At 69.1% G+C, this 21,766-nt stretch carries 30 protein-coding genes and 1 tRNA gene; 19 read left to right on the top strand and 12 right to left on the bottom strand.

Annotation, left to right across the window (positions count from 1 at the left end):
• Positions 1-3 precede the first annotated feature (3 nt).
• Together RIF65_RS06625 and RIF65_RS06630 are read left to right on the top strand one after the other, a co-directional pair.
• The gene (locus RIF65_RS06625; protein WP_309065322.1) at positions 4-1,701 is read left to right on the top strand and encodes a helicase-associated domain-containing protein; all 1,698 of its coding nucleotides are present in this window, start codon (positions 4-6) and stop codon (positions 1,699-1,701) included.
• Between the two features lie 56 nt (positions 1,702-1,757).
• Positions 1,758-3,404, top strand: a complete 1,647-nt coding sequence (locus RIF65_RS06630) for a DNA repair helicase XPB (protein WP_309065323.1) — start codon at positions 1,758-1,760, stop codon at positions 3,402-3,404.
• A 21-nt stretch (positions 3,405-3,425) separates the two neighbouring features.
• Here RIF65_RS06630 and RIF65_RS06635 read toward each other — a convergent pair whose 3' ends face one another.
• Both RIF65_RS06635 and RIF65_RS06640 read right to left on the bottom strand, forming a co-directional pair.
• On the bottom strand, positions 3,426-3,566 hold the full coding sequence (locus tag RIF65_RS06635; protein ID WP_309065324.1) for a hypothetical protein: 141 nt from the start codon (positions 3,564-3,566) through the stop codon (positions 3,426-3,428).
• A 23-nt stretch (positions 3,567-3,589) separates the two neighbouring features.
• Entirely contained in the window at positions 3,590-4,489 is a 900-nt protein-coding gene (locus tag RIF65_RS06640) for an alpha/beta fold hydrolase (protein WP_309065325.1), read from the bottom strand.
• A gap of 97 nt (positions 4,490-4,586) precedes the next feature.
• On the opposite strand from RIF65_RS06640, the gene RIF65_RS06645 reads away from it, so the two are divergent.
• From RIF65_RS06645 to RIF65_RS06660, 4 genes are all read left to right on the top strand, one after another.
• A complete protein-coding gene (locus RIF65_RS06645) occupies positions 4,587-5,138 on the top strand; it encodes a TetR/AcrR family transcriptional regulator (RefSeq protein WP_309065326.1) in 552 nt (183 codons plus the stop codon).
• A 56-nt stretch (positions 5,139-5,194) separates the two neighbouring features.
• Positions 5,195-5,887 (top strand): response regulator transcription factor, encoded by a 693-nt coding sequence (locus RIF65_RS06650; protein ID WP_309065327.1) that lies wholly within the window; start codon positions 5,195-5,197, stop codon positions 5,885-5,887.
• Positions 5,888-5,904: 17 nt separating this feature from the next.
• Positions 5,905-7,614 (top strand): sensor histidine kinase, encoded by a 1,710-nt coding sequence (locus RIF65_RS06655; RefSeq protein WP_309065328.1) that lies wholly within the window; start codon positions 5,905-5,907, stop codon positions 7,612-7,614.
• Between the two features lie 135 nt (positions 7,615-7,749).
• Positions 7,750-8,037, top strand: coding sequence for a WXG100 family type VII secretion target (locus RIF65_RS06660; protein WP_309065329.1), 288 nt, complete (start codon positions 7,750-7,752; stop codon positions 8,035-8,037).
• Positions 8,038-8,123: 86 nt separating this feature from the next.
• Here RIF65_RS06660 and groL read toward each other — a convergent pair whose 3' ends face one another.
• From groL to RIF65_RS06680, 4 genes are all read right to left on the bottom strand, one after another.
• Positions 8,124-9,743 carry a chaperonin GroEL gene (groL, locus tag RIF65_RS06665; RefSeq protein WP_309065330.1) on the bottom strand — a complete coding sequence of 540 codons (1,620 nt, stop codon included), beginning with the start codon at positions 9,741-9,743 and terminating at the stop codon, positions 8,124-8,126.
• 115 nt (positions 9,744-9,858) lie between these two features.
• On the bottom strand, positions 9,859-10,422 hold the full coding sequence (locus RIF65_RS06670; RefSeq protein ID WP_309065331.1) for a LytR C-terminal domain-containing protein: 564 nt from the start codon (positions 10,420-10,422) through the stop codon (positions 9,859-9,861).
• A 56-nt stretch (positions 10,423-10,478) separates the two neighbouring features.
• The gene (locus RIF65_RS06675) at positions 10,479-10,736 is read right to left on the bottom strand and encodes a DUF3263 domain-containing protein (protein ID WP_309065332.1); all 258 of its coding nucleotides are present in this window, start codon (positions 10,734-10,736) and stop codon (positions 10,479-10,481) included.
• Positions 10,737-10,745: 9 nt separating this feature from the next.
• Entirely contained in the window at positions 10,746-11,807 is a 1,062-nt protein-coding gene (locus RIF65_RS06680) for a DUF2332 domain-containing protein (protein ID WP_309082500.1), read from the bottom strand.
• Between RIF65_RS06680 and msrB the strand changes: the two genes are divergently transcribed.
• Both msrB and RIF65_RS06690 read left to right on the top strand, forming a co-directional pair.
• Entirely contained in the window at positions 11,806-12,210 is a 405-nt protein-coding gene (msrB, locus tag RIF65_RS06685; RefSeq protein WP_309065334.1) for a peptide-methionine (R)-S-oxide reductase MsrB, read from the top strand. The genes RIF65_RS06680 and msrB overlap by 2 nt on opposite strands.
• A complete protein-coding gene (locus RIF65_RS06690) occupies positions 12,207-12,752 on the top strand; it encodes a nitroreductase family protein (protein ID WP_309065335.1) in 546 nt (181 codons plus the stop codon). The genes msrB and RIF65_RS06690 overlap by 4 nt, the downstream gene beginning before the upstream one ends.
• Position 12,753: 1 nt before the next feature.
• On the opposite strand, the gene RIF65_RS06695 is transcribed toward RIF65_RS06690, so the two are convergent.
• Positions 12,754-13,692, bottom strand: a complete 939-nt coding sequence (locus RIF65_RS06695) for a DMT family transporter (RefSeq protein WP_309065336.1) — start codon at positions 13,690-13,692, stop codon at positions 12,754-12,756.
• A gap of 97 nt (positions 13,693-13,789) precedes the next feature.
• Here RIF65_RS06695 and RIF65_RS06700 point away from each other — a divergent pair, with 97 nt between their 5' ends.
• Complete coding sequence (locus RIF65_RS06700) at positions 13,790-14,443, top strand: SOS response-associated peptidase family protein (RefSeq protein ID WP_309065337.1); 654 nt, start codon at positions 13,790-13,792, stop codon at positions 14,441-14,443.
• Here RIF65_RS06700 and RIF65_RS06705 read toward each other — a convergent pair.
• Both RIF65_RS06705 and RIF65_RS06710 read right to left on the bottom strand, forming a co-directional pair.
• Entirely contained in the window at positions 14,428-14,937 is a 510-nt protein-coding gene (locus RIF65_RS06705) for an SRPBCC family protein (RefSeq protein WP_309065338.1), read from the bottom strand. The two genes, RIF65_RS06700 and RIF65_RS06705, sit on opposite strands and share 16 nt — an antisense overlap.
• A 128-nt stretch (positions 14,938-15,065) precedes the next feature.
• Positions 15,066-15,392, bottom strand: coding sequence for a DUF7882 family protein (locus tag RIF65_RS06710; RefSeq protein WP_309065339.1), 327 nt, complete (start codon positions 15,390-15,392; stop codon positions 15,066-15,068).
• A 115-nt stretch (positions 15,393-15,507) separates the two neighbouring features.
• Here RIF65_RS06710 and RIF65_RS06715 point away from each other — a divergent pair, with 115 nt between their 5' ends.
• Entirely contained in the window at positions 15,508-15,768 is a 261-nt protein-coding gene (locus RIF65_RS06715; protein ID WP_309065340.1) for a hypothetical protein, read from the top strand.
• A 12-nt stretch (positions 15,769-15,780) separates the two neighbouring features.
• Here the strand turns inward: RIF65_RS06715 and RIF65_RS06720 are convergent.
• The 3 genes from RIF65_RS06720 to RIF65_RS06730 form a co-directional block, all read right to left on the bottom strand.
• Positions 15,781-15,853, bottom strand: a tRNA-Thr gene (locus RIF65_RS06720).
• 77 nt (positions 15,854-15,930) lie between these two features.
• Positions 15,931-17,037: a site-specific integrase gene (locus tag RIF65_RS06725; RefSeq protein WP_309065341.1), complete on the bottom strand. Its 1,107-nt coding sequence runs from the start codon at positions 17,035-17,037 to the stop codon at positions 15,931-15,933.
• A complete protein-coding gene (locus RIF65_RS06730; protein ID WP_309065342.1) occupies positions 17,009-17,620 on the bottom strand; it encodes a helix-turn-helix domain-containing protein in 612 nt (203 codons plus the stop codon). The genes RIF65_RS06725 and RIF65_RS06730 overlap by 29 nt, the downstream gene beginning before the upstream one ends.
• A 111-nt stretch (positions 17,621-17,731) precedes the next feature.
• Here RIF65_RS06730 and RIF65_RS06735 point away from each other — a divergent pair, with 111 nt between their 5' ends.
• From RIF65_RS06735 to RIF65_RS06775, 9 genes are all read left to right on the top strand, one after another.
• Positions 17,732-17,935 (top strand): helix-turn-helix transcriptional regulator, encoded by a 204-nt coding sequence (locus RIF65_RS06735; RefSeq protein ID WP_309065343.1) that lies wholly within the window; start codon positions 17,732-17,734, stop codon positions 17,933-17,935.
• Between the two features lie 92 nt (positions 17,936-18,027).
• Positions 18,028-18,465 carry a hypothetical protein gene (locus RIF65_RS06740; RefSeq protein ID WP_309065344.1) on the top strand — a complete coding sequence of 146 codons (438 nt, stop codon included), beginning with the start codon at positions 18,028-18,030 and terminating at the stop codon, positions 18,463-18,465.
• On the top strand, positions 18,462-18,761 hold the full coding sequence (locus tag RIF65_RS06745; protein ID WP_309065345.1) for a hypothetical protein: 300 nt from the start codon (positions 18,462-18,464) through the stop codon (positions 18,759-18,761). The genes RIF65_RS06740 and RIF65_RS06745 overlap by 4 nt, the downstream gene beginning before the upstream one ends.
• 140 nt (positions 18,762-18,901) lie before the next feature.
• Positions 18,902-19,183 carry a hypothetical protein gene (locus RIF65_RS06750; RefSeq protein WP_309065346.1) on the top strand — a complete coding sequence of 94 codons (282 nt, stop codon included), beginning with the start codon at positions 18,902-18,904 and terminating at the stop codon, positions 19,181-19,183.
• A gap of 20 nt (positions 19,184-19,203) precedes the next feature.
• On the top strand, positions 19,204-19,833 hold the full coding sequence (locus RIF65_RS06755) for an AAA family ATPase (RefSeq protein ID WP_309065347.1): 630 nt from the start codon (positions 19,204-19,206) through the stop codon (positions 19,831-19,833).
• A complete protein-coding gene (locus RIF65_RS06760) occupies positions 19,827-20,495 on the top strand; it encodes a hypothetical protein (protein ID WP_309065348.1) in 669 nt (222 codons plus the stop codon). The genes RIF65_RS06755 and RIF65_RS06760 overlap by 7 nt, the downstream gene beginning before the upstream one ends.
• Before the next feature lie 166 nt (positions 20,496-20,661).
• A complete protein-coding gene (locus tag RIF65_RS06765) occupies positions 20,662-20,913 on the top strand; it encodes a hypothetical protein (protein WP_309065349.1) in 252 nt (83 codons plus the stop codon).
• Positions 20,913-21,146: a hypothetical protein gene (locus RIF65_RS06770; RefSeq protein WP_309065350.1), complete on the top strand. Its 234-nt coding sequence runs from the start codon at positions 20,913-20,915 to the stop codon at positions 21,144-21,146. Before RIF65_RS06765 ends, RIF65_RS06770 begins: the two co-directional genes overlap by 1 nt.
• Positions 21,143-21,676 (top strand): hypothetical protein, encoded by a 534-nt coding sequence (locus tag RIF65_RS06775; protein ID WP_309065351.1) that lies wholly within the window; start codon positions 21,143-21,145, stop codon positions 21,674-21,676. The genes RIF65_RS06770 and RIF65_RS06775 overlap by 4 nt, the downstream gene beginning before the upstream one ends.
• Positions 21,677-21,766: the final 90 nt, after the last annotated feature.

The raw sequence follows: 21,766 nt of genomic DNA on the forward strand, positions 1-21,766 counted from the left end.
ACGATGACAGCTCACGCACGCCCGCTCGCGACACGTCTCGCTGCGGCGAGCGATGACGAGCTCGAGGCGCTGCTGCGCGCCCGCCGGGTGCGCCCTGATGTCGACTGGGAGGACTTCTTCGACGCAGCGGAGGCGCTGCTCGAACCGGCATCCGTCGAGCGCGCCCTGTCGCACCTCAGCCGCGACGAGGCGATCGCGCTGCTCCGAGCGGCCCGCGACGAGGATCCTGGCGCGTCCGCCGGCACGCTGGCGGCCCTCGGGCTGCTCGACGCGGAAGGAGCAGTCCCCCCGCCCGTATCCGCTCTTCTCGCCGACCGCTCCCTGCCGGAGCGGAACACGCCCGCAACGCCTTCGCCAGCACCCGACGGCTCGGCCGCGCGGGCGGCTGAGCGGGCCCTGACGACCGTCGGGGCGGTCGCCGACCTGCTGCTGGCGGCACGCAGCTCACCGCTGTCACTGGTGGCGACCGGGGCGCTGGGTGCGGGCGAGAAGCGCCGTCTCGCCGAGGCTGGCACGGACGCGGGGATCGTGGACGACCTCCGCGAGCTCGCGGAGGAGGCCGGGCTGGTGGTCGCGCGCGGCCGGGAACTGCAGGTCACCTCCGCCGCGGAGGGGTGGCTCTCGGCGCCCTTCGCGCCCCGGTGGGCCGTGCTCGCCGAGGCCTTCCGGGTTGCGCTGCCGCACGGCATCCGCCGCGGCGACGGCTGGGCACCGATGACGGAGTGGGGGGACGCGCACCCGTGGGATCCGGCGTGGCCCGCCGCACATCAGCGGCTGCGGCGGTTGGCAGGGCTGCTGGGGCTGGTGTGCGACGACGGCACCGAGCCGGAGTGGGCACGGATGCTGCGCAGCGGCGCCCCCGCCGACACGTCGAGCCTGTCCGCGCTGCTGCCGACCGAGGTCGACCGGGTCTTCCTGCAGAACGATCTCACCGCGATCGCACCGGGACCGCTGCAGCCCGCTCTCGACAACAGGCTCAGGGCGATGACCGAGCACGAGTCGGCGGCGCAGGCGTCGTCGTACCGCTTCACCGCGGAGTCCGTCGCGCGTGCGCTCGTCGACGGGGAGACGCAGAACGGCATCCTGGAGTTCCTCTCGAGCATCTCGCTGACCGGCGTCCCGCAACCGCTGGAGTACCTCGTGATGCAGGCGGCGGCGCGGCACGGCCTGGTGCGGGTCCGCGCGGACGAAAGCGCGGGCACCGTGGTCTCCAGCAGCGACCGGCACCTGCTGCAGGCCATCGAGGTGGACCGAGCGCTTCGGCCACTCGGCCTGGTGCGCGAGGGTGCCGAGCTGGTCTCCAGGGTCGCTGCGGAGACCGTGTCGTGGGCGCTGGCGGATGCGCACTACCCGGCGACGCTGGTCGACCGCGACGGACGGCCCGTGCCGGCGCGCCGTCGGCGGGTCGCCGATGCTGCGCCGGTGGAGCGCGTGTCGTACGCGGCGCTGATCGCACGCCTGCGGGCACGGCAGGGGCCGGATGCCGACGCCGCCTGGCTCGATCGTGAGCTCGATGCCGCGGTCCGCGCCAGGGCACTGGTGCGCGTCACGGTGGCCATGCCCGACGGCACCAGCCGCGAGCTCACGCTCGAGGCCACCGGGCTCGGCGGCGGCCGCCTGCGCGGGCGTGACAAGGCGGCCGATGTCGAGCGGACGCTGCCGGTGCGCAGCATCCGCTCGGTGACGCTCCTCGAACACTGAACCGTGGGACGCCCGCCCGAGCCGTGCCTCATGCCGGCCGGGTAGACTGGTCAGCTATGTCTGATGGCCCTCTCATCGTCCAGAGCGACCGCACGGTGCTGCTCGAGGTCGCGCACCCCGACGCCGAGTCGGCGCGGCACGAACTGGCGATCTTCGCCGAGCTCGAGCGGGCCCCGGAGCACATCCACACGTACCGGATCACCCGCCTCGGTCTGTGGAACGCCCGCGCGGCGGGGCACACCGCCGACGACATGCTGGAGACCCTCGACCGGTGGTCGCGGTTCCCGGTGCCACCGTCGGTGTCCGTCGACCTGCGCGAGACCGTGGAGCGCTACGGCCGGCTGGTGATCGAACGCGACGACGAGGGTGTGCTCATTCTGCGGTCCACCGACCCCGCGGTGCTCGCGCAGGTGGCGAACAACAAGCGCATCCAGCCGCTGCTGATCGGCAAGCCCACCCCCGACACGTTCGCGGTGGACGCGTGGGCGCGCGGGCAGATCAAGCAGGAACTGCTGAAGATCGGCTGGCCTGCGGAGGACCTCGCCGGCTACACCCCCGGGACCCCGCACGAGATCGACCTGGACGAGAGCGGCGGCTGGCAGATGCGGCCGTACCAGCGCGAGGCGGTCGAGGCGTTCTCGAAGGACGGCTCCGGCGTGGTGGTGCTCCCGTGCGGTGCCGGCAAGACGATCGTCGGCGCCGGCGCGATGGCAGCGACCAAGACCACGACGCTCATCCTGGTGACGAACACGGTCTCGGCCCGGCAGTGGCGCGATGAACTGCTCAAGCGCACCACCCTCACGCCGGAGGAGATCGGCGAGTACTCCGGCCAGGCCAAGGAGGTCCGGCCCGTCACGATCGCCACGTACCAGATCCTCACTGCGAAGCGGAAGGGCGAGTACGCCCACCTCTCGCTGCTCGACGAGATGGACTGGGGCCTCATCGTCTACGACGAGGTGCACCTGCTGCCCGCCCCGGTCTTCAAACTGACCGCCGACCTGCAGGCGCGTCGCCGCATCGGGCTCACCGCGACGCTGGTGCGCGAGGACGGCCGCGAGGGCGACGTGTTCAGCCTGATCGGCCCGAAGCGGTTCGACGCTCCGTGGAAGCAGATCGAGGCCCAGGGGTTCATCTCCCCCGCCGCCTGCTACGAAGTGCGCGTCGATCTGCCCCCGGGAGACCGGCTCGAGTACGCGGCCGCGACCGACGACGAGCGCTACCGACTGGCGGCATCCGCCCCGGCGAAGATCAAGGCCGTCCGCGAGCTCATCGCCAAGCACCCCGGCGAACAGATCCTGGTCATCGGCCAGTACCTCGACCAGCTCGAGACGCTGTCCGACGCGCTGGGCGCTCCGCAGATCACGGGTGCCACACCGGTGGACGAGCGCGAGGAGCTGTACCGGCAGTTCCGCGAGGGCGAGATCTCACTGCTGGTGGTGTCGAAGGTCGCGAACTTCTCGATCGACCTCCCCGAAGCGTCCGTCGCCATCCAAGTGTCCGGCTCGTTCGGCTCACGGCAGGAGGAGGCACAGCGCCTCGGGCGCCTGCTGCGCCCCAAGCAGTCGGACCACACCGCGAGCTTCTACACCCTCATCGCGCGCGACACCGTGGACCAGGACTACGCGCAGAACCGCCAGCGCTTCCTCGCCGAGCAGGGCTACAGCTACACGATCCTTGACGCGGACCGGCTCACGGCGGCGTAGCCGACTTGAGCCCCTGCGGAGTCACGCGTCGGCCGGGCGTTCCTCACCGGGTCTGACCCCACAGCGCCAGCAGGGCGCCGCGGGATCGTCGAGCAGCGCGCCGCACTCCGGGCACACCTTCGAGAGCCAGCACGCGCTGTCGCCGCCCTCGGTCTCGTTCATGCACCGGATGCTACTCCGCCGGGTCAGCCCTCACGACGGAACCAGTCCAGGATCAGTTCGGCCACCTCGTCGGGGGCGTCGTCGGTCATGAAGTGCGCGGCTCCCTCAACGAAGGCCAGCTCGAAGCGGTCGGCACGACGGTCGGCATCGCGGCAGATCCGTCGGACGATCTCTTCCCGGAACGGCCCGTCTTCACGACCGAAGGCGGCGAGAGTGGGTGGATGCAGCCGCATCCGCTTGTAGTCGCCGCGGGAGAGGCGCATGACCTCCGGGATGACCATTCCGCGGTACAGCGCTCTCACGGCGCGGCTGACCTCGGACCGGCTGTGCACCCGGAGGTACCCGTCGAGCGTCTCGTCGGTCATAGGCGTCGCGACCCATGGGTATCCGAACACCCAACGCAGCGACGCGCCCTCGCGGTGCCGCAGCATCCGCGGCATGTGACGGAAGGCGGGCAGCAGCCTCGGGGTGAAGATCATGAAGCCCGGCGGCACCGACAGCTGCACCGCCGAGCGCACCCGCTCCGGATGCGCGTACGAGAGCTGCCCCGCGACCACGGACCCCAGGTCGTGACTGACCACTCGGACGCGCGGAAGGCCGAGCCCGTCGAGCAGGGCGACGACGTCGTGCAGCATCGTCTCGCGTCGGTAGCCCGGCTCGTCGGCCTCGGTCCATCCGGAGCCGCGCAGGTCCGGGCAGATCACGCGGTACCCCGCGCCGGCAAGCCGCGGCCCGATCCGCCGCCACTGCCACCAGTGCTGCGGGAAGCCGTGCAGCATCAGCACCGGGTCACCGGTGCCGATCGTCGCGACGTGGGTCCGTAGACCGGGTGTGTCCACCATCCGATGCTCGAAGCCCGGGGCATCCGGTAGCGGCGGCGACCACGTCGTCGTGCCGGCGGTGTGCGATGCGGGCGTGTCCATGATGAGCCTCTCCCTCGATGCGAGCAGGCCGCCCCAGCCATGCGCCCAACTGTACTACTTTCATAGTAGTTTGTCACTACGTCTGTAGTATGACGTCATGAGCACCACCCGCGACCGCGCCCTGGATGCCGCCGTCGACCTCGTCGGTACCGAGGGCGTCCGCGCCCTCACCCACGCCCGGGTGGACGCCGCCGCCGGACTCCCCCCGGGGTCCACCTCGAACCACTTCCGCACCCGCGCGGCGCTGCTGGCGGGCGTGATCGACTGGATCGCCGAGAGCGAGCGTGCGGAAGGAGGCTTCCCGGCTCCGATCGAAACGGAACAGGGCCTCGTCGACATGCTCGTCACGGCGATGGAGATCGAGTCCGGCCCGCGAGCCGCCCGCACGCGCGCACGCTATGCCCTGTTCCTCGAAGCCGTCGATGACGAGGCCGTGACCCCGCTGCGCCATCAGCGGCGCATCTTCGAGGAGTGGACCCGGTCGCTTCTCGAGGCCATCGGCGGACCGGCGGCGGCCGAGCGCGCCCCGATGCTCATGGCCGCGTGCGACGGTCTGCTCCTGCACCGGATCACCGTCGATCCGGACGCACCGCTCGCGGCATCCGTCGCCCTCGCCGTCGCCGCGGCTGTGCACGGCCCCGCAGCCTGAGCCGCCGATCCGCATCCAATCAGCCGCGGCATGGGTGGGATCACCATAATGGGGACATGACTGATGCGCGCATCCTGGTCGTCGACGACGAACCGAACATCCGCGACCTGCTGTCCACGGGTCTCAGCTTCGCCGGGTTCCAGGTGAAGACGGTCGCGAACGGTGCGGCCACCATCTCCGCCGTCCTCGAGGAGGAGCCCGACCTCATCATCCTCGACGTCATGCTGCCCGACATGAACGGCTTCAGCGTGACCAAGCGTCTCCGAGGTGCCGGGTTCACGGCGCCCATCCTGTTCCTCACCGCCAAGGACGACACGCAGGACAAGATCGAGGGCCTGAACGCCGGGGGCGACGACTACGTCACCAAGCCCTTCGCGCTCGACGAGATCGTCGCGCGCGCACAGGCCATCCTCCGCCGCACCATGCAGGCCGACGAGGAGTCCCTGATCCGCGCCGGCGAGCTGTCGATGGACCAGGACACCCACGACGTGTTCGTCGGCAAGGTGCCGATCGAGCTCAGCCCCACCGAGTTCAAGCTGCTGCGCTACCTGATGCTCAACCCGAACCGGGTGCTGTCCAAGGCGCAGATCCTCGACCACGTGTGGGAGTACGACTTCAACGGCGACGCCGGGATCGTGGAGAGTTATATCTCCTACCTGCGGCGCAAGATCGACCCGCACACCGAGGAGTCCGTCATCCAGACCAAGCGCGGCTTCGGGTACATGCTCAAGGTCGGCAAGACCGCCTGACCGGCCGGGCGGCGGACGTGGCGAACGGATCCGACTCCGTCACCCTCTGGTGGCGGCGGATCAGCCTGCGCGCCAAAGTCACCGGGGTCACCGTCGCAGTCCTCGCACTCGGACTGGTCGTCGCCGGGATCGGCACCGTCCCCATCCTCCGCGGCGCGATGATCAGCAACATCGACGCGCAGCTGCCGGCCCTGGCGACCACCTCGCAGGCCGACCGCTTCTTCACCGTCAGCGCACAGAACGGGCGGCTGGTGTTCACCGAGCGCGGGAACACGGGCAGGGCGACCGACCACGTGGTGGCGTTCTACGACACGGACGGCACACCGCTCGCGCAGGCCGGCGGCCAGACGAACGCAGACCGACCGATCTTCCCGGACTCCTTCACCCTGCAGGCCGCACAGGCCCAGGAGGATCAGGTGATCCCGCTGGCCTCCTCGCAGGGCGCGGGCTTCCACGCCGCCGTGTCGACGAAGAGCGCCGAGGGCCTGAGCTACGTCCAGCTGGTGGCGCTGCCGCTCGACGAGGCCGACAAGATCGTCGGCACCTACTTCGCGGTCTACACGACGGTCGCGCTGGTGACGATCCTGCTCGCAGCGCTGCTCATCCGCGGGCTCGTCACGCTCACGTTCCGCCGGTTGGGGCACGTGGAATCCACGGCGATGGCGATCGCGGCGGGCGACTTCAGCCAGCGGTTGACGGATCTGGAACCGACCACCGAGGTGGGGCGGCTGAACGCCGCGATCAACACGATGCTCGACCGGGTGGACCGTTCGCTGGCTCAGCGCGATCGGACGGTGCAGAACATGCGTCGCTTCATCGGCGATGCAAGCCATGAGTTGCGCACGCCTCTGGTGAGCGTGCGCGGCTACGCCGAGCTGTACCGCATGGGCGCCATCCGCGGCGAGGAGGACACCGCCAGGGCGATGGAGCGCATCGAGAAGGAGGCGATCCGGATGGGCGTGCTCGTCGAGGACCTCCTCGCTCTCGCCCGCCTGGACGAGGAGCGCGAACGCGAACTGCAGATCGTGCCGCTCGATCTGCGCCCGATCGCCCGCGACGCCGCCCTGGACGTGCGGGTCGCGTCGCCGGGCCGCACCGTGACGGTGATCGACACGACCGCGGAGGACGCCGCGCCGGAACGACCGGACACCTCGACCGACCCGCAGCCCGCCCCGCCCGGACCCGCGCCGGCTGCCCGTGGACGCGCCGGGGCGACCATCGCCCGCCTGCGCCGACGCGCGCGGACGACGACAGAAGTGCCGTCCATCGACTTCACCGAGGCGACCGACGCTCCGGTGCGCACCCCACCGATCGTGCTCGGCGAGGACAACAAGGTGCGCCAGGTGGTGACCAACCTGCTCGGCAATGCGCGCCGGTTCTCGCCGGAGGAGAGCCCGATCGAGATCGTCGTGGGAGCCGATCGGCGGCTGGGCGTCGGCACGATCGCCGTCGTCGACCACGGTGAAGGCGTGCCTCCGCAGATCCGCGAGCACATCTTCGAACGGTTCTGGCGAGCGGACACCTCCCGCGCGCGGGAGACCGGTGGGGCCGGCCTGGGCCTGGCCATCGTGGCATCCATCGTCGAGTCGTTGCGGGGGTCGGTGCGCGTGGACGAGACCCCGGGAGGCGGCGCCACCTTCGTCGTCTCGCTGCCGCTCGCGCCCGCGCAGGCGACGCCCGAGCACCTCCTCGAGGAGACGCAGCCGCTGGACCGCCTCGAGCTCTGACCGCCGGCGACGGCCGGATGCCGTTCGCTCTGCACATCGCCGTCGGCACCGGAGATTCTCCACGGATGCCGGGAAACGGCGCTCCCCCGTGCCGGCCGCCGACCTAGTGTCGGAAGCCCGTCGAGAGGAGATCCCATGTCCGTCTTCACCGTCGACACCGACGCGGTCCATGCCGCGCACGGCGCGGCCCGCGCGACCATGGAACGACTGCAGGGCGAGTCCACATCGCTGATGGCGCAGCTCGGTCAGCTGCAGTCGTCGTGGACAGGCGCCGCGGCTGCCGCGTTCCAGGAGTGCAGCGAGCAGTGGCGCGGCGCCCAGATGCACGTCGAGCAGGTGCTCGCGTCGATCAGCGGCGCGCTCGCGTCCGCCGCCGCGCAGTACGCCGACGCGGACCAGTACTCCGCGAGCCTGTTCCGGTGACGCAGAGACGCCCCCGGCTGTGAACTGCTGCCGGGGGCGTCTTGCTGTCGGATCAGATCGTCAGACCGTCACCTCGTGGGTTCGACTCAAAAGTCCATTCCGCCGGACGGGTCGGCCGGAGCAGCGGAAGCCTTCTCGGGCTTGTCCGCCACGACCGCCTCGGTGGTGAGGAACAGACCGGCGATCGACGCGGCGTTCTGCAGCGCCGAGCGGGTGACCTTGGCCGGGTCGATGATGCCCTGTGCGAACATGTCGCCGTACTCGCCGGTCGCGGCGTTGAGGCCGTGACCGTTCTCGAGCTCGGAGACCTTGTTGGCCACGACGCCCGGCTCGAGGCCGGCGTTCTGGGCGATCTGCTTCAGCGGAGCCTCGATCGCGACACGCACGATGTTGGCACCGGTGGCCTCGTCACCGGTCAGCTCGAGACCGGCGAGCGCACGGGTACCCGCCTGGATGAGGGCGACGCCACCACCGGGGACGATGCCCTCCTCAACGGCCGCCTTCGCGTTGCGGACGGCGTCCTCGATGCGGTGCTTGCGCTCCTTGAGCTCGACCTCGGTGGCCGCGCCCGCCTTGATGACGGCCACGCCGCCGGCGAGCTTGGCGAGGCGCTCCTGCAGCTTCTCGCGGTCGTAGTCGCTGTCGGTGTTCTCGATCTCCCGGCGGATCTGGGTCACGCGACCCTCGATCTGCGAGGCCTCACCGGCACCCTCGACGATGGTGGTCTCGTCCTTGGTGACGATCACCTTGCGGGCGCGGCCGAGCAGGTCGAGCGTGGTGTTCTCGAGCTTGAGGCCGACCTCCTCGGTGATGACCTGACCACCGGTGAGGATCGCGATGTCCTGCAGCTGCGCCTTGCGACGGTCGCCGAAGCCCGGAGCCTTGACGGCGACGGACTTGAAGATGCCGCGGATCTTGTTGAGCACGAGGGTCGCGAGAGCCTCGCCCTCGACGTCCTCGGCGATGATGACGAGCTCCTTGCCGTCCTGGATCACCTTGTCGACGACCGGCAGCAGGTCCTTGATGTTGCCGATCTTCTGGTTCGCGATGAGGATGTACGGGTCCTCGAAGACCGCCTCCTGGCGCTCCGGGTCCGTGACGAAGTACGGGTTCAGGTAGCCCTTGTCGAAGCGCATGCCCTCGGTGAGCTCGAGCTCGGTGCCGAAGGTCTGCGACTCCTCGACGGTGACCACGCCCTCCTTGCCGACCTTGTCGATCGCTTCGGCGATGAGCTCGCCGATCGCGGTGTCAGCGGCGGAGATCGAAGCGGTGGCCGCGATCTGCTCCTTGGACTCGATCTCCTTGGCGCTGTTCAGCAGCTCCTCGGTGATCGCGGCGACGGCCTTCTCGATGCCGCGCTTGAGCGAGATGGGGTCGGCGCCGGCTGCGACGTTGCGCAGCCCCTCGCGGACCAGCGCCTGCGCCAGCACGGTGGCCGTGGTGGTGCCGTCACCGGCGACGTCGTCGGTCTTCTTCGCGACCTCCTTGACGAGCTCCGCACCGATCTTCTCGTACGGGTCGTCGAGCTCGATCTCCTTCGCGATCGACACACCGTCGTTCGTGATGGTGGGAGCGCCCCACTTCTTCTCGAGCACGACGTTGCGACCGCGGGGGCCGAGGGTCACCTTGACGGCGTCGGCCAGGATGTTCAGGCCACGCTCGAGGCCGCGGCGGGCCTCCTCATCGAAAGCGATGATCTTTGCCATGAGTCTTTCGTCCCTCCCGGACGTAGGCGTTGCGATTTAGCACTCAGGGTGAGCGAGTGCTAAACCCAGTCTGGCACTCGACCCATGAGAGTGCAAGCCGCGCGGGCGGTCGCGATCAGCCGGTGGGCGTCCCCGTGCCGGCATCCGTCCGATCCAGCCCGATGACGACCGTCAGTTGCGGGGTCTCGGAGTCGTTCAGGTCGGCGTAGAAGTCGCTCTGCTGCACTTCGGCGCCGAGCAGCTCCGCGAGTCCAAGCGCCGCCGACTGGTCGGCGTCGTCCACGTAGAACACGGTGGTCCGCTCGAACTCGGCGCTGGCCCCGTCACTGCCGAACAGCAGTTCCTCGTTCCAGCCCTCGGCCAGCAGCAGCTCGCGCACCTCACCGACGAGGCCCTCTTCGGGGGTGGCGTTGAGGATCATGACGCGGTACGAGGTGTCGACCTCGGCCGCCACTCCCGGCGTCTGCACCTGCGTGGGCTCGGCCTCGGGGAACAGCGAGATGCGGTCCATCATCACCAGCGCCACGAAGATTCCGACGACGATGAGCACGAGTGCCGCGGCGGCGGACCACAGCAGCAGCACCAGACCGCTCATGCCCGGGTTCTCGGCCCGGTGAGCGCCGACCCTGCCGTCGGCACGCGGAACGTCGTCGAATCGGTCGTGAGCGGGGTGGGGCACCATCCGATGCTAGCGGGAGGTGCCCGTGAGTCCGCGCGGAACACCGCCTGGCGCGGTCAGCCGACGAAGCCGCGCATCCGCGCGGCGCGCCGGTCGGCCCGCTGGTCGCGGATGCGACGCAGCCGTCGCACCAGTAGCGGGTCGAACTGCAACGCCGCCTCCGTGTCGATCAACCGTCCGAGCAGCTGGTAGTAGCGGGCCGGGCTCATCCCCAGCTGTGCGCGGATCGTCTCCTCCTTCATGCCGCCGTGCCGCGGCCAGGCCGCTTCCAGCGTCAGGATCGCGCGGTCGCGATCGGTGAGGTCTCCGAGCATGTCACCAGGCTACGAGCGTCGCGGCGTTTCGTCGGGATGCCACTCCCACCACCGTCCGAGCGGGTCGGCTCGCGCGATCACCCGTCCGTCCAGCGCCACCGCGAACCCCTCGCCGTCATCAGGATCGAGCGGCGGTCGCCACCCGTCATGCAACCCCGGTGCGTCGATCGTCACCCAGCGGGCGTCGAGCGCGCGGATGCCGTCGATGAGCGCGAGCCGTCGCGGACGCGGCAGGTACACGAGCACACCCGGGGTGGTCACCACGAGTGTCGCGTCGGCCGGGGCGAGGGCGGCGGTGTCGTGCAGCAGATCGGCCGCCTCTCCGGCACGCAGCAGCGGCGGGTCATCCGCGGCGATGCGCAGAGCGGCGGAGATGCGCGCGGCGCGTTCGGTCTCCCCCGGCCACACCAGCGCCGACAGCCACGCCGCATCGTCAGGATCCCTGGCGTCCAGCGGTGCGAGGTCGATGCCGGCGCGCCACACCACCTCCGGCATTCGCAGGGGCGGCAGCGGCCCGCAGACCCTGCTGGTCAGCACGACCGGCGACGGACCGCCGCGCGGGTCGAGCGCCCGGCGCAGCTCGCCGTCCGGCCCCACCAGGCGGTACGAGTACCGATCCGGGTACAGGCACAGACCGGCCGCCGCGCCGATCTCGAGCAGCGCGATCGGCCCGTCGACGGCGCCGAGCGCGGGCAGCAGCGCGCTCAGCCGCAGCGGCTCGTTGGTCTGCACGCTGCGCTGGGCGCACTCGGCGACGACGGCATCCGCGTGCTCGAGGACGAACGAGCGCCAGCGGTCGTAGCCGGCGACGGGCGCGCCCAGCATCCGGGCCACCGCGAACACCAGCGGCGGCTGCCGGTGCTGCTCGTCCAGCCGCGCCAGCACCGCACACATCTCGGCGTCGGCGGCCACCCCCTGCGCCCACTCGGTGTAGCGGATGCTGCGCCCCGGCGTCTCGTCGCGCGCGAAGCGCGCGTAACGCTGGCGCACGGCATCCGTCATCCGTTCATTGTCGCCGATGCCGCCCGGCGTCGGACGCGCGAGAATGGAGGAGACCCTGGAGGTACACATGTCGTACAGCGTGAACAAGTCCGAAGCCGAATGGCGCGCCGAGCTCGGCGACGAGCAGTACGCGGTGCTGCGCGAGGCCGCCACCGAACGGCCGTGGACCGGCGAGCTCCTCGACGAGAAGCGGGACGGTCTCTACCGTTGCGGCGCGTGCGGCGCGGAGCTGTTCAAAAGCGGCACGAAGTTCGACTCGGGCTGCGGTTGGCCGAGCTTCTACGAGTCCGTGCGGCCGGAGGCGGTAGAACTGATCGAGGACCGCAGCCTCGGCATGGTGCGCACCGAGGTGCGCTGCGCGAACTGCGGATCGCACCTGGGGCACGTCTTCCCGGACGGCTTCGGCACCCCCACCGGCGACCGCTACTGCATGAACTCGCTGGCGCTGACCTTCACCCCCGAGGAGTCGTGAGCGTAATCGAGGCGGTGCGCGGACGCACCTCGTGGTCGAAGGTCACCGAGGAGGCGCCCTCGCACGACGAGCTGCTGCCCATGATCGCGGCCGCGGGCCGCGTCGCCGATCACTCGTCGCTGCGACCATGGCGGCTGATCGAGCTGCGCGGTGACGACCGGGTGGTGTTGGGCAAGGCCATCGCCAAGGCCGAGCACGACCGCAAGCCGTCGACCAAGCCCTTGCGGGCACCCCTGCTGATCGCGGTCGTGGTGAGCTACCGCAAGAGCGGGAAGGTGCCGCGGTGGGAGCAGGATGCGGTCGCCTCGGGCGTGGCGCACATGCTGAGTCTGCTGCTCGACGATGCCGGGTGGGGCGTGATCTGGCGCACCGGCGGGTTCACCCGTTCGAAGGCGGTCAAGAAGGCGCACGGGTTGAAGAAGAACGAGGAGCTGCTGGGCTGGCTGTACGTGGGCGGCAAGCCGGCGGGCAAGGGGCCGGGGCGGCGCAAGACCGTCGACCCGGAGTCGATGATCAGCCGGATACCGTCGCGGACGAAGTGAGTCAGCGCCCTCGGCGCGGCAGAGCGACCACGACGGAGGCCCCGGCGAGCACCACCATGCCGATGAGCTGCCACAGCTCCGGCCCCTGATCGACCGGCCACAGCAGGTCGATCAGCACCGAGGTGACGAGCTGGCCGAGCACACTGCCGAGCCCCATCAGCAGCACGCCGGTGTGGGCCACGAGGAACGCGCCGAGCAGGATGTACGCGAAGCCGAGCAGCCCACCCAGATACAGCCACGGCTCGGCCGGGAGCGCGGCGGGCAGGCCGCGGGCCGCGACGCTGATCGACGCGGCGGCGACCAGCACGACGGTGCCGGCGATGAAGCTCATCAGGGTGGCGCTGATCGGCGACCCCACCCGCTTTGCGAGGCGTCCGTTGGCGCCCGCCTGCCAGGCGATGCCCGCACCGGTGAGGAACGGGAGCAGGAGCAGCCACAGCGGGGCGGATGCCAGCACGTCGCCGCCCAGCGAGAATGCGACCGCGGCGAGCGCGAGCGCCCCTCCGACCACCCGGCCGAGGGTCACCGCGACCACCCCGGCGGGGCCGAAGCCGACCCGGTCGAGGATGAGCCCGTGCAGGGTCTGCCCCGCCACCACGCCGACGGTGAAGAGCGAGACGCCGAGGACGCCGGCGACCAGCCCCTGTGTGGAGACCGTCAGCGCACCGCACGCGCCGCCGAGCAGCATCCAGAACGGAATCGTGCGGCGGCGGATGCCGTGCACCAGCCTGCCCACCCCTGCGCGCGCCGACGGGAGGCACGGGATCACCAGGAGGAGTGCGATCAGTCCGACGGCGAATGAGATCAGCCCGGCGACGATCCCGTCCTCGATGCGGACGCCGAGCACGCCGTTGATGCGGGCCTGGATCGCCGTCATCGCCCCGATGGAGACGGCGCCGCCCAGTGCCAGCCAGGCGGGGAGGGGGCGCGCGTCGGTCATCGGCGCCACCCTACCCGAGTCGTGTCTCGTGATCGGAACCGGCGGGGATGCCGGATGCCCGGGCGACGCTGTCGGGTGTGAGGGCTACGCTGTGCGCATGTGCGCGAGCTACGGACTTGACCCCCGTTTCACCGACGCCGAACTGCTGGCGGAGGCCGACGAGGCGGTGCTGGAGGGGCTGCGTTCCTGGGCCGCCGGCAATGCCGGCGAGACGCTGCGCCCCACCGGGCGGAACCTGCGCAATCTGAACCCGGTGGTGCGCTTCGACGAGGGCGCGCCGACCCTCGAACACGCCTGGTGGGGTTTCCTGGTCGATGGTAAGCCGGCCCGGTTCCCGTCCATCAACACGCGGTCCGAGCGGCTGCAGGAACAGCCCGGGAAGGCACGCGGCCGGGCGATCGTCCCGACCACGGGCTGGTTCGAGATGCAGAAGCCGAGCCGGGTGTGGCACGAGTTCGGGCTCGGGTCCGGCATCCTGTTCGGCATGGCGGCGGTGACGCAACGCGGCCGCACCCCCGACGGCGACTGGGTGACCTGCTACTCGATCGTGATGCGGCCGGCCCCGGAGCACCTGGCCGGCATCCACGATCGGATGCCGGTGCTCGTCCCGTCCGCATTCGCGGACGACTGGCTCGGCGCGGATCCCTCCCGCGAACTCATCGACCAGGCGCTGGCGGAGGCGTCCCGGCTCGACGAGCGGGTGGCGGCGGTCCCCCGCCCCGACGACAAGGGCCCTCAGACACTGTTTTGAGCGGCCGCGGTGCCGTCAGGATCGCTGCCATCGGGCCGACCCGGTTCGGCCTCCCGACCCGCCCCGTTCTCGGCGAGGTAGCCGAGCCGGCGCAGGGTCTCGGCGTTGCGCCAGCGCACGAGTGCGTCGGCGACGAGGTCGGGGATGAGGGTGGCCGGCCCCTTCACGGGAGTCTCGTGAATGCGCACCAGGCATCCGTCGCCCTTCGCGCGCACCTCGATGAGGATCTTCGCCTCGCCGATCGGCCAACCGCGGGCCTGCAGCACGACCCGCTCGGGCGGTTGCCACTCCAGCGAGACGGTGGTGTCGTCGATGAGCACCGGCCACACGCCGACGGAGTGGTGCAGACGCGTGCCCACTGCCGGCCAGCCGTGGTCGACCTGCCGCATGCGGGACGCGCCGACCACCCAGGAGGGGTAGAGCCATCCGTCGCGCAGCACCGCGAACACGGCCTCGGGACTGCACTGCAGAAAGCGCACGTTGTGGGCGACCACGGGACCTCCTCGATTCGCGCGTCCACCGATCCGGCGGGCCGACTCGGCCATCCTGCCCTCATCGCGGGCAGGGCGACCAGCACTTGCGCGGGGGCATCCGCATTGCTACGAACCGCCGCGGCGCCCGCTCAGGCGAGTGCGGGCTCGGTGGTCGTCGCGACGGCCTGCCCGTCGAGCAGCAGCTCACCGGTGGCGTTCAGCCGCTCCATGAGCGCGTGGATGCGCCGCGAATCGATCGGCGGACTGTCCGCCGTGTCGAACCCGAACTGCAGGGGGATCGCCGGATGGATCCAGATGGTCCGCTTACGGTTGACACTGTCGTTCACCGGAAACCAGGTCATCATGAAGCTCTCCTGGCGCCGGAGCTTCGTGGTGATCACGATCTTGAGATGCGCGAGCGCCACATCATCGATGACGATCTCGTCCCCGGAGCCGTCGTACTTCATTCTGCCCATGCGTGAACACTAGACCTCCACAGACCGAAAACCGAGCGCTGGCACCTCAAGCCATCTGCCGCAACCCCATCTTCCGCGGCCGGGGGAAGACGGTACGGTCCAAACCATGGGCGACATGCAGACAACGACACGCACGCTGATCGCCGTCAACGGGGCGCGCTACTCACTCGCGCGCGGCGAGGATGTGGACGACCTGAAACGGCGGATCGAGGACGCCGTGCACACCGGGGGGAAGTTCGTCGACTTCATGAGCGAGACCTGCGGGATGAGCGTCCTGGTCTCGCCTGGGGCCGACGTCACCATCTCCACGGGCAGTGACGAGGCGCCGTACGATCGCGACATCGAGGAGCCGGCGTTCGGCTTCCCTGATCTCTGAGGAGGATGACTGAGCCGACTGCGGGACTCGAACCCGCGACCGCCTGTTTACAAGACAGGTGCTCTACCAGCTGAGCTAAGTCGGCGAGGCCCGGAATACCGGGCTTCTCTGGCGGTCTGCGCGAGCAAGGTGGTAGCCGACCCCGCACAAACCCCGCACATTTCAATCCTGCGGAACGTGCATCGCCAAGTCTAGAGCGTCGGCTGCCCTGCTGCCGCCCACGGTCTTCGACATGTACGTCCGCATCGTGACGTGGGGATCGGTGTGTCCGAGGTACTCCGCGATGTCGCGCGCCGACAGCCCCGCCTGATCGAGCGCCGTCGCCACGGTCTTCCGGAAGCTGTGGAATGTGTAGTCACTGAGCCCCAAACGCTCCCGCGCATCCTGCCAGTCGGCGGACGTGTTCGTCCGGTCACGACGCTTGCCCAGTGGTGTGGGGAACAGCGGCCCTGCGCCGAGTGCTCGACCGGCGAGCATCACCGCCACGCTCGGCGGCACGGTGAGGCGCCTCACGCCGGCGTCAGTCTTCGACTTCCGCACCGTCACGACCGCCCCGATCCGAGGGACTCCCCCGGGCGCGATGATCATCACGTCCGTCCCGTCGAGGCTGATCGCCTCGCTGATCCGCACGCCGGTGCCGGCGATGAACTCCACCAGGTCGGCCAAGTCGAGTGCTCTCAGCTGCGCGTCGCCGCGGACCGCTTCGATGAGGCCGGGGAGGACGTCGAGCGGGACCGCCTTCGCCCCGACGCGCTTGCCCTCGATGGGCGCGAGGTCCCGCACCGGGTTGCGCTCGAGCGCGTCGTTGCGGACGGCGAGCCCCATGATGCCCGACAGGACGGCCCTGGTGTTCTTCGCCGTGCCGACGCCGTATTCCTCGACGACCACGTCGAGGAACCGCTGCAGTCGCTCCGGCGTGATCTCCGAGATAGCGAGTTGCCCGATGCGCGGGTTGATGATCCGCTGCACCAGGTCCCGGTATCCCTCGACGGTGCGGGGCGCACGGTTCGCCTTCGACGCGAGGAACTTCACGCCGAGGTCCTGCATTCGCGTCTCACGCTTCACGTCCGTCTGCGCGCCCTCCTGGATCGTCGTCAGCGCGGACTTGAGAGCCGTCTCTGCCTTCGCGCGCGACGGGGCGAACCGCTCCACCTGCTTGAGGCTGCCCGACGGGAACCGGTAGCGCGTGCGGGCGCGCCACTTCCCCGGTTCGACCTCAACCGTCGTGATCCGGCCGTAGCTATTCAGCGGAGTCCGCGGCCGTGCCATCCGAACGCTCCTTGTCCAGAAGGTAACCCGTCAACTCGTCGCCTCGCCCCCAACGTTCTCGCGCTCTTGTCGCGTAGTCCGCGAAGTCGGATGCATGCAGCGTCCGCATGAAATGTCCGTCGTTCTCGCTTGGCAGCAAGGGAGGGGTAGGAATCGCGCGCCGCACAGTCTCGTCTACCGACAACGCGATCCAGAACTCGGATTCCTCTGCCCCTTCTGGCACTTTCTCGCCCGCCGCAACCAGGTCGTCGGCCGCTTGTGCGAGCGCCAGTCGAGCATTGAGAAATCCGGCCGTCGACCCAACCAATCGATCATGCGCACGCGACAGAGTTCCCATGCGCGCCCACCAAATCGCCTCAAGCGGGCGCGTGGTGAGTTCTTCGATACGGTTCATGCCGAGAACATCGACAAGCACCTCGGCCTCAGCGAGTTTTATCGCTCGCTCGCCTCTCTCTATGGCGACCACGGTGGGCTGAGACCACTTGAAGCCTCTACTGCGCATCTCCGCTGCTAGCGCGGTCTGCGACATGTCGCCACGAAGTTTGGCTAGGTTTGCCCCGATCCGCTCGTCTGCTGAGGTCATGGCACGATCCTACTTGGAATTATCTGATCGTGTCACTTGCGCTCTCCTGATATGTGTTCTACTATCAGCGTTATCGAAGTCCTCGCTTTGATCCCCCTGATAGGAGCCATGATGAGCCTTGTTGAGAGCCCCGAGTTGCCGCCGCTCGCCACTGTGCGAGACGTCTCGGCGTTCACGAAGGTGAGCCTGCCTACGCTCGCGCGTTACCGAGCTGACGGCACCGGCCCCAGGTTCATTCGGATCGGCCGTTCGGTTCGTTACCGGCGCGAGGACGTTCTCGCGTGGCTCGACTCGCTCGCGAGCGGTGAAGCCTGATGCTCACCGAAACGAAGAATGCCCCCGAGTCCGCTGCAACGGACGCCGAGGGCGAGAACCGGAACACCAACCATCACGGAGGAGAACCAGCCATGTCCAGTGTCTCAGAAACCACAGACAACATCGAGACGTGGATCATGCCGTCAGGACGCCGCGGCACGATCGACCTGTCACAGAACCTGGCAGGCGTCGACAGCCTCCGACGCACGCTCCGTGAGGCCGGCGCTGTCCCCGTGGCGGAAGCAGACGCGGCGCCCGTCCAATGCCCCGAGCATGACTGGTGCGACATCAACCATGCCGACCCGGCGAACACCCCGGGCCTGCACCGGAAGACGTTCGAGCGCGGCGCGGTTCGCTTCGACTTCTTCGTCGACGACCTCGACGACGACAACCCCGTCTACCTCTCATGGTGCGACTCGTTCGACGAGGAGTTCACACCGGCGACCCTCTACGAGCTCAACACGCTCGCGGCCTCCATCATCGTAGGCAAGGCCGCTTTCGAACTGTTCGTCGCAGAGGTGACCCAGTGAGCCGGGACCTCAACACGGCTATTGCCGCCGTGTTCGCTAAGTCGCTCGAGCGCCAGGGCGGCACGCCCGCTGACCTCGCGGCGGCGATCGGCATAAGCCCGTTCCGGGCCGCCCGCCTCCTCGCCGGGTACGCGCCGTGGACGCTTGTCGACGCGTTCGCCGCGGCCGAGTACCTGGCCACCGACGTCAATGAGGTCGTGCGTGCTCTGCACGGTGATGCGGCGCACGATGAGTGGCGTACGCTCCGCCGCGCTCCAGAAGTTGATGACCGGCAGCGGGCGCTGGAGGACATGTGAGCGGGCGGAGGGCGACGCCGACAACAGGTGTAGCCCTCCCACGCCACCGGATCAGCCCTGAGGCGTCGAAGACGCTAGGCGGCTGGGTCGAGGGGCTGGCGTCCGGCCAACTGCGCCTATGGCAGCTTCCCGACGCTGTCGTGTCGCTCTACTGGCTCGGATACCAGCACGGCTCAGCATCGCGTGACGAAGAGGTGCACAACCTGCGCGTCGACCGCGATCGCCATTGGCTGCTTGCCCTGCCTGAGGATGACCGGCGCAGCTACCTGCTCGACCGGCTGGACGAAGCCGCACGGCTCGCGAACCGACCCGACGTCGACGACGTTCTCGATGAGGCATGGCGGCTGTACGTCGCCAGCTTGAACAACCTTCGTAAGCCAGTGCGGCTCACATCAACTGAACACGGAAGGAAGGCCGCCTGATGTCTGATCAGCGTGACCTGTTGCTCACCCCCGCATCCCAGATCCCGACTCGCCGCCAAGCATGGCTGTGGGCGGGACGCATCCCGCTTGGTACGACGACGATTTTCGCGGGTCGAGGCGGTGAAGGAAAGTCCACGTTCGCTCTGTATCTCGCTGCGCTCATCAACAAGGGCGAACTTGACGGCGACCTGCACGGCACTGCCTACCCCGTGCTGATCATCAGCCACGAAGACGACTGGTCGACGGTGATGAATCCCCGCCTGATCAGCGCGGGCGCGAACCTCGATCACGTCTATCAGGTGCGCGTGCGGATGACCGTGGACGAGATCACCTCGGAGACCGTGCCGGCCTTCCCGCTCGACCTGCAGCTGAGCCGCGACGCGGTCGAGCAGACCGGGGCGAAGCTCATCATTGTCGACCCGATCACTTCGACCATTAGCGGCGACCTCCACAAGGTCACCGACGTGCGCCGGTCACTCGATCCGCTCACTCAGCTTGCGCAGGATCTTGAGCTTGCCGTCATCGGCATCATGCACTTCAACAAGGGCACCGGCAACGCCTCAGACAAACTCTCGGGGTCTCATGGGTTCCGCGACGCAGTGCGATCGGTTCTGCTGTTCGCGACGACGAGAGCGGGCAACGCGTGGTGACCGTCGACAAGTCCAACTACTCCCGGGAACGCGGCGCATCATTCGCATTCAACCTCGTCAGCACCCCCATCTACACCGACGACGGCGCGTGCACCGACGTCGGCAGGGTGCAATATCTCGGTGACACCGACGTGACGGTCAGCGACATCATTAACCGTGCGAACGGTGACGCCGAAACCGTCGACGATCGCAATGCCGCACAGGCGTTCCTCCTCGACTACCTCCGAGACCGGGACGGGTATGAAGCCCCGGCCGGTGAAGTCATCAAGGCAGGTCGCGCTGCCGGGTTCAGCGACACCGATCTCAAGAACGCCCGAAAGCGATGCCGCGACCCGCGCATCGAGTCGCAGAAGTCCGGGTTCGGAGCCGGATGGGTCTGGGCGATCAGCACCGAAGGTGTCACCGAAGGTGTCCAAGGTGTCACTTCCCGAAACCCTGACACCTTCGACACCTTCGTGACACCTTCGCCCGGTGAACCCGCCGACGACAAGGAGGCTGCCCCAGTGTCCTACATCGACCACCGACCCGAGATAGTCGCCCGGGCCGACATGCGCTGCCCGGTCTGTGAGGAACCGGTCGGCATGCTTCACCCCGGCTATTGCGACACGACCGACACCGCCCACGCCAACCACCGTTCGGACGCGATGGCGGTCACCCGATGATCACCCGAGACGCATTCGGCCGACTCGCGTCCGGTCTCTGCCCTGACTGTGACGCCGAGCTCCGCACGGTGGAGATCTCCCCGCGAGTCACCGTCGCCCAAATCATGCACGACGACACCTGCCCATGGTTGGCCCACCAGAACCGCACCACGAAGGAGAACAACCGATGAGGACCCCGAACCCCGCCGAGCTCGCACGCGTTAACCGTGACGCGCTGCGGCACACACCGATCGAAGCGCTGATCGGCGATGACGGGCTGCTCGACCCCGCCCGGGTCGATGCTGTCCGCTACATCCTCGACGCGTACAAAGTGCTCGTCGAGATCCCGGCCCGACCGCACCCCAGCCTGACCCCCGAGGCGATCGCTTACGGCGCTGCCCGATTCACAGAAGCCCGATTCACAGAAGGAGGCCTCTGATGCCCGAACGACCCTTCGTAGCCCCGGCGCACCGATACGCCTTGAACACCGCAGACGGTGAGACCGTGCGCGCCGTCGCCGCGGTCCTGAACCAACCGAGCGGCGACCCCGAGCCGGGGGTCATGGTGCACGCCGGGCAGAACGTGCGCCTTGTCATTCCCACCGCCGACGCTGTCCGACTCGCAAACCAGATCGCCGACATCGCCCTGACACAGAGGATCGAGAAAGCATGACCACCGACACCACCGAGAACGCGCCTGAGGCGCCCGACACCGACTCGGACGCCCCGGAGGGCACCGAGACTCCCGAAACGCCCGCAGACGAGCAGCCCGACCCCGCCGATGACACTCCGGATGACCTCAGAGCAGCCCGCCATGAGGCTGCAACCCGGCGCAAGGAACTCCGAGCCGTCCAAGCCGAACGGGACACCCTGCACGGCACCGTAGCCACGCTGCAACGGCAACTCACCGAACAGCTGATCGCCAACACGGATGCCCTCCCGTGGATGCACCGCCCCGCCGACCTGTTCGAAATCGGTGGCGTGGACGTCGCTGACCTCACCGACGACGCCGGGAACATCGACCCGAGCAAGCTCGCCGACGCGCTCACCACGCTGCAGGGCGAACGCCCCTACCTGTTCGGCACGCGCCCCGTCACCGGCTACCCACTGTTCGAAGCGATGAGCCGACAGAGCATGCCACAGCCACCGGCGAGCACCGACCCCGGCGCGGCATGGCAGAAGGCGCCGCAGAACCCGAGTTGATCACTCATCCCGGTAGCCCGACCGGCTAGAATAGGAACCGGACGGGCTACCGGGCACGGGCTCCGCGGACAGTAACCGCGACAACGCCAC

This window comes from Microbacterium sp. (assembly GCF_031180975.1).
Taxonomy (GTDB): domain Bacteria; phylum Actinomycetota; class Actinomycetes; order Actinomycetales; family Microbacteriaceae; genus Microbacterium.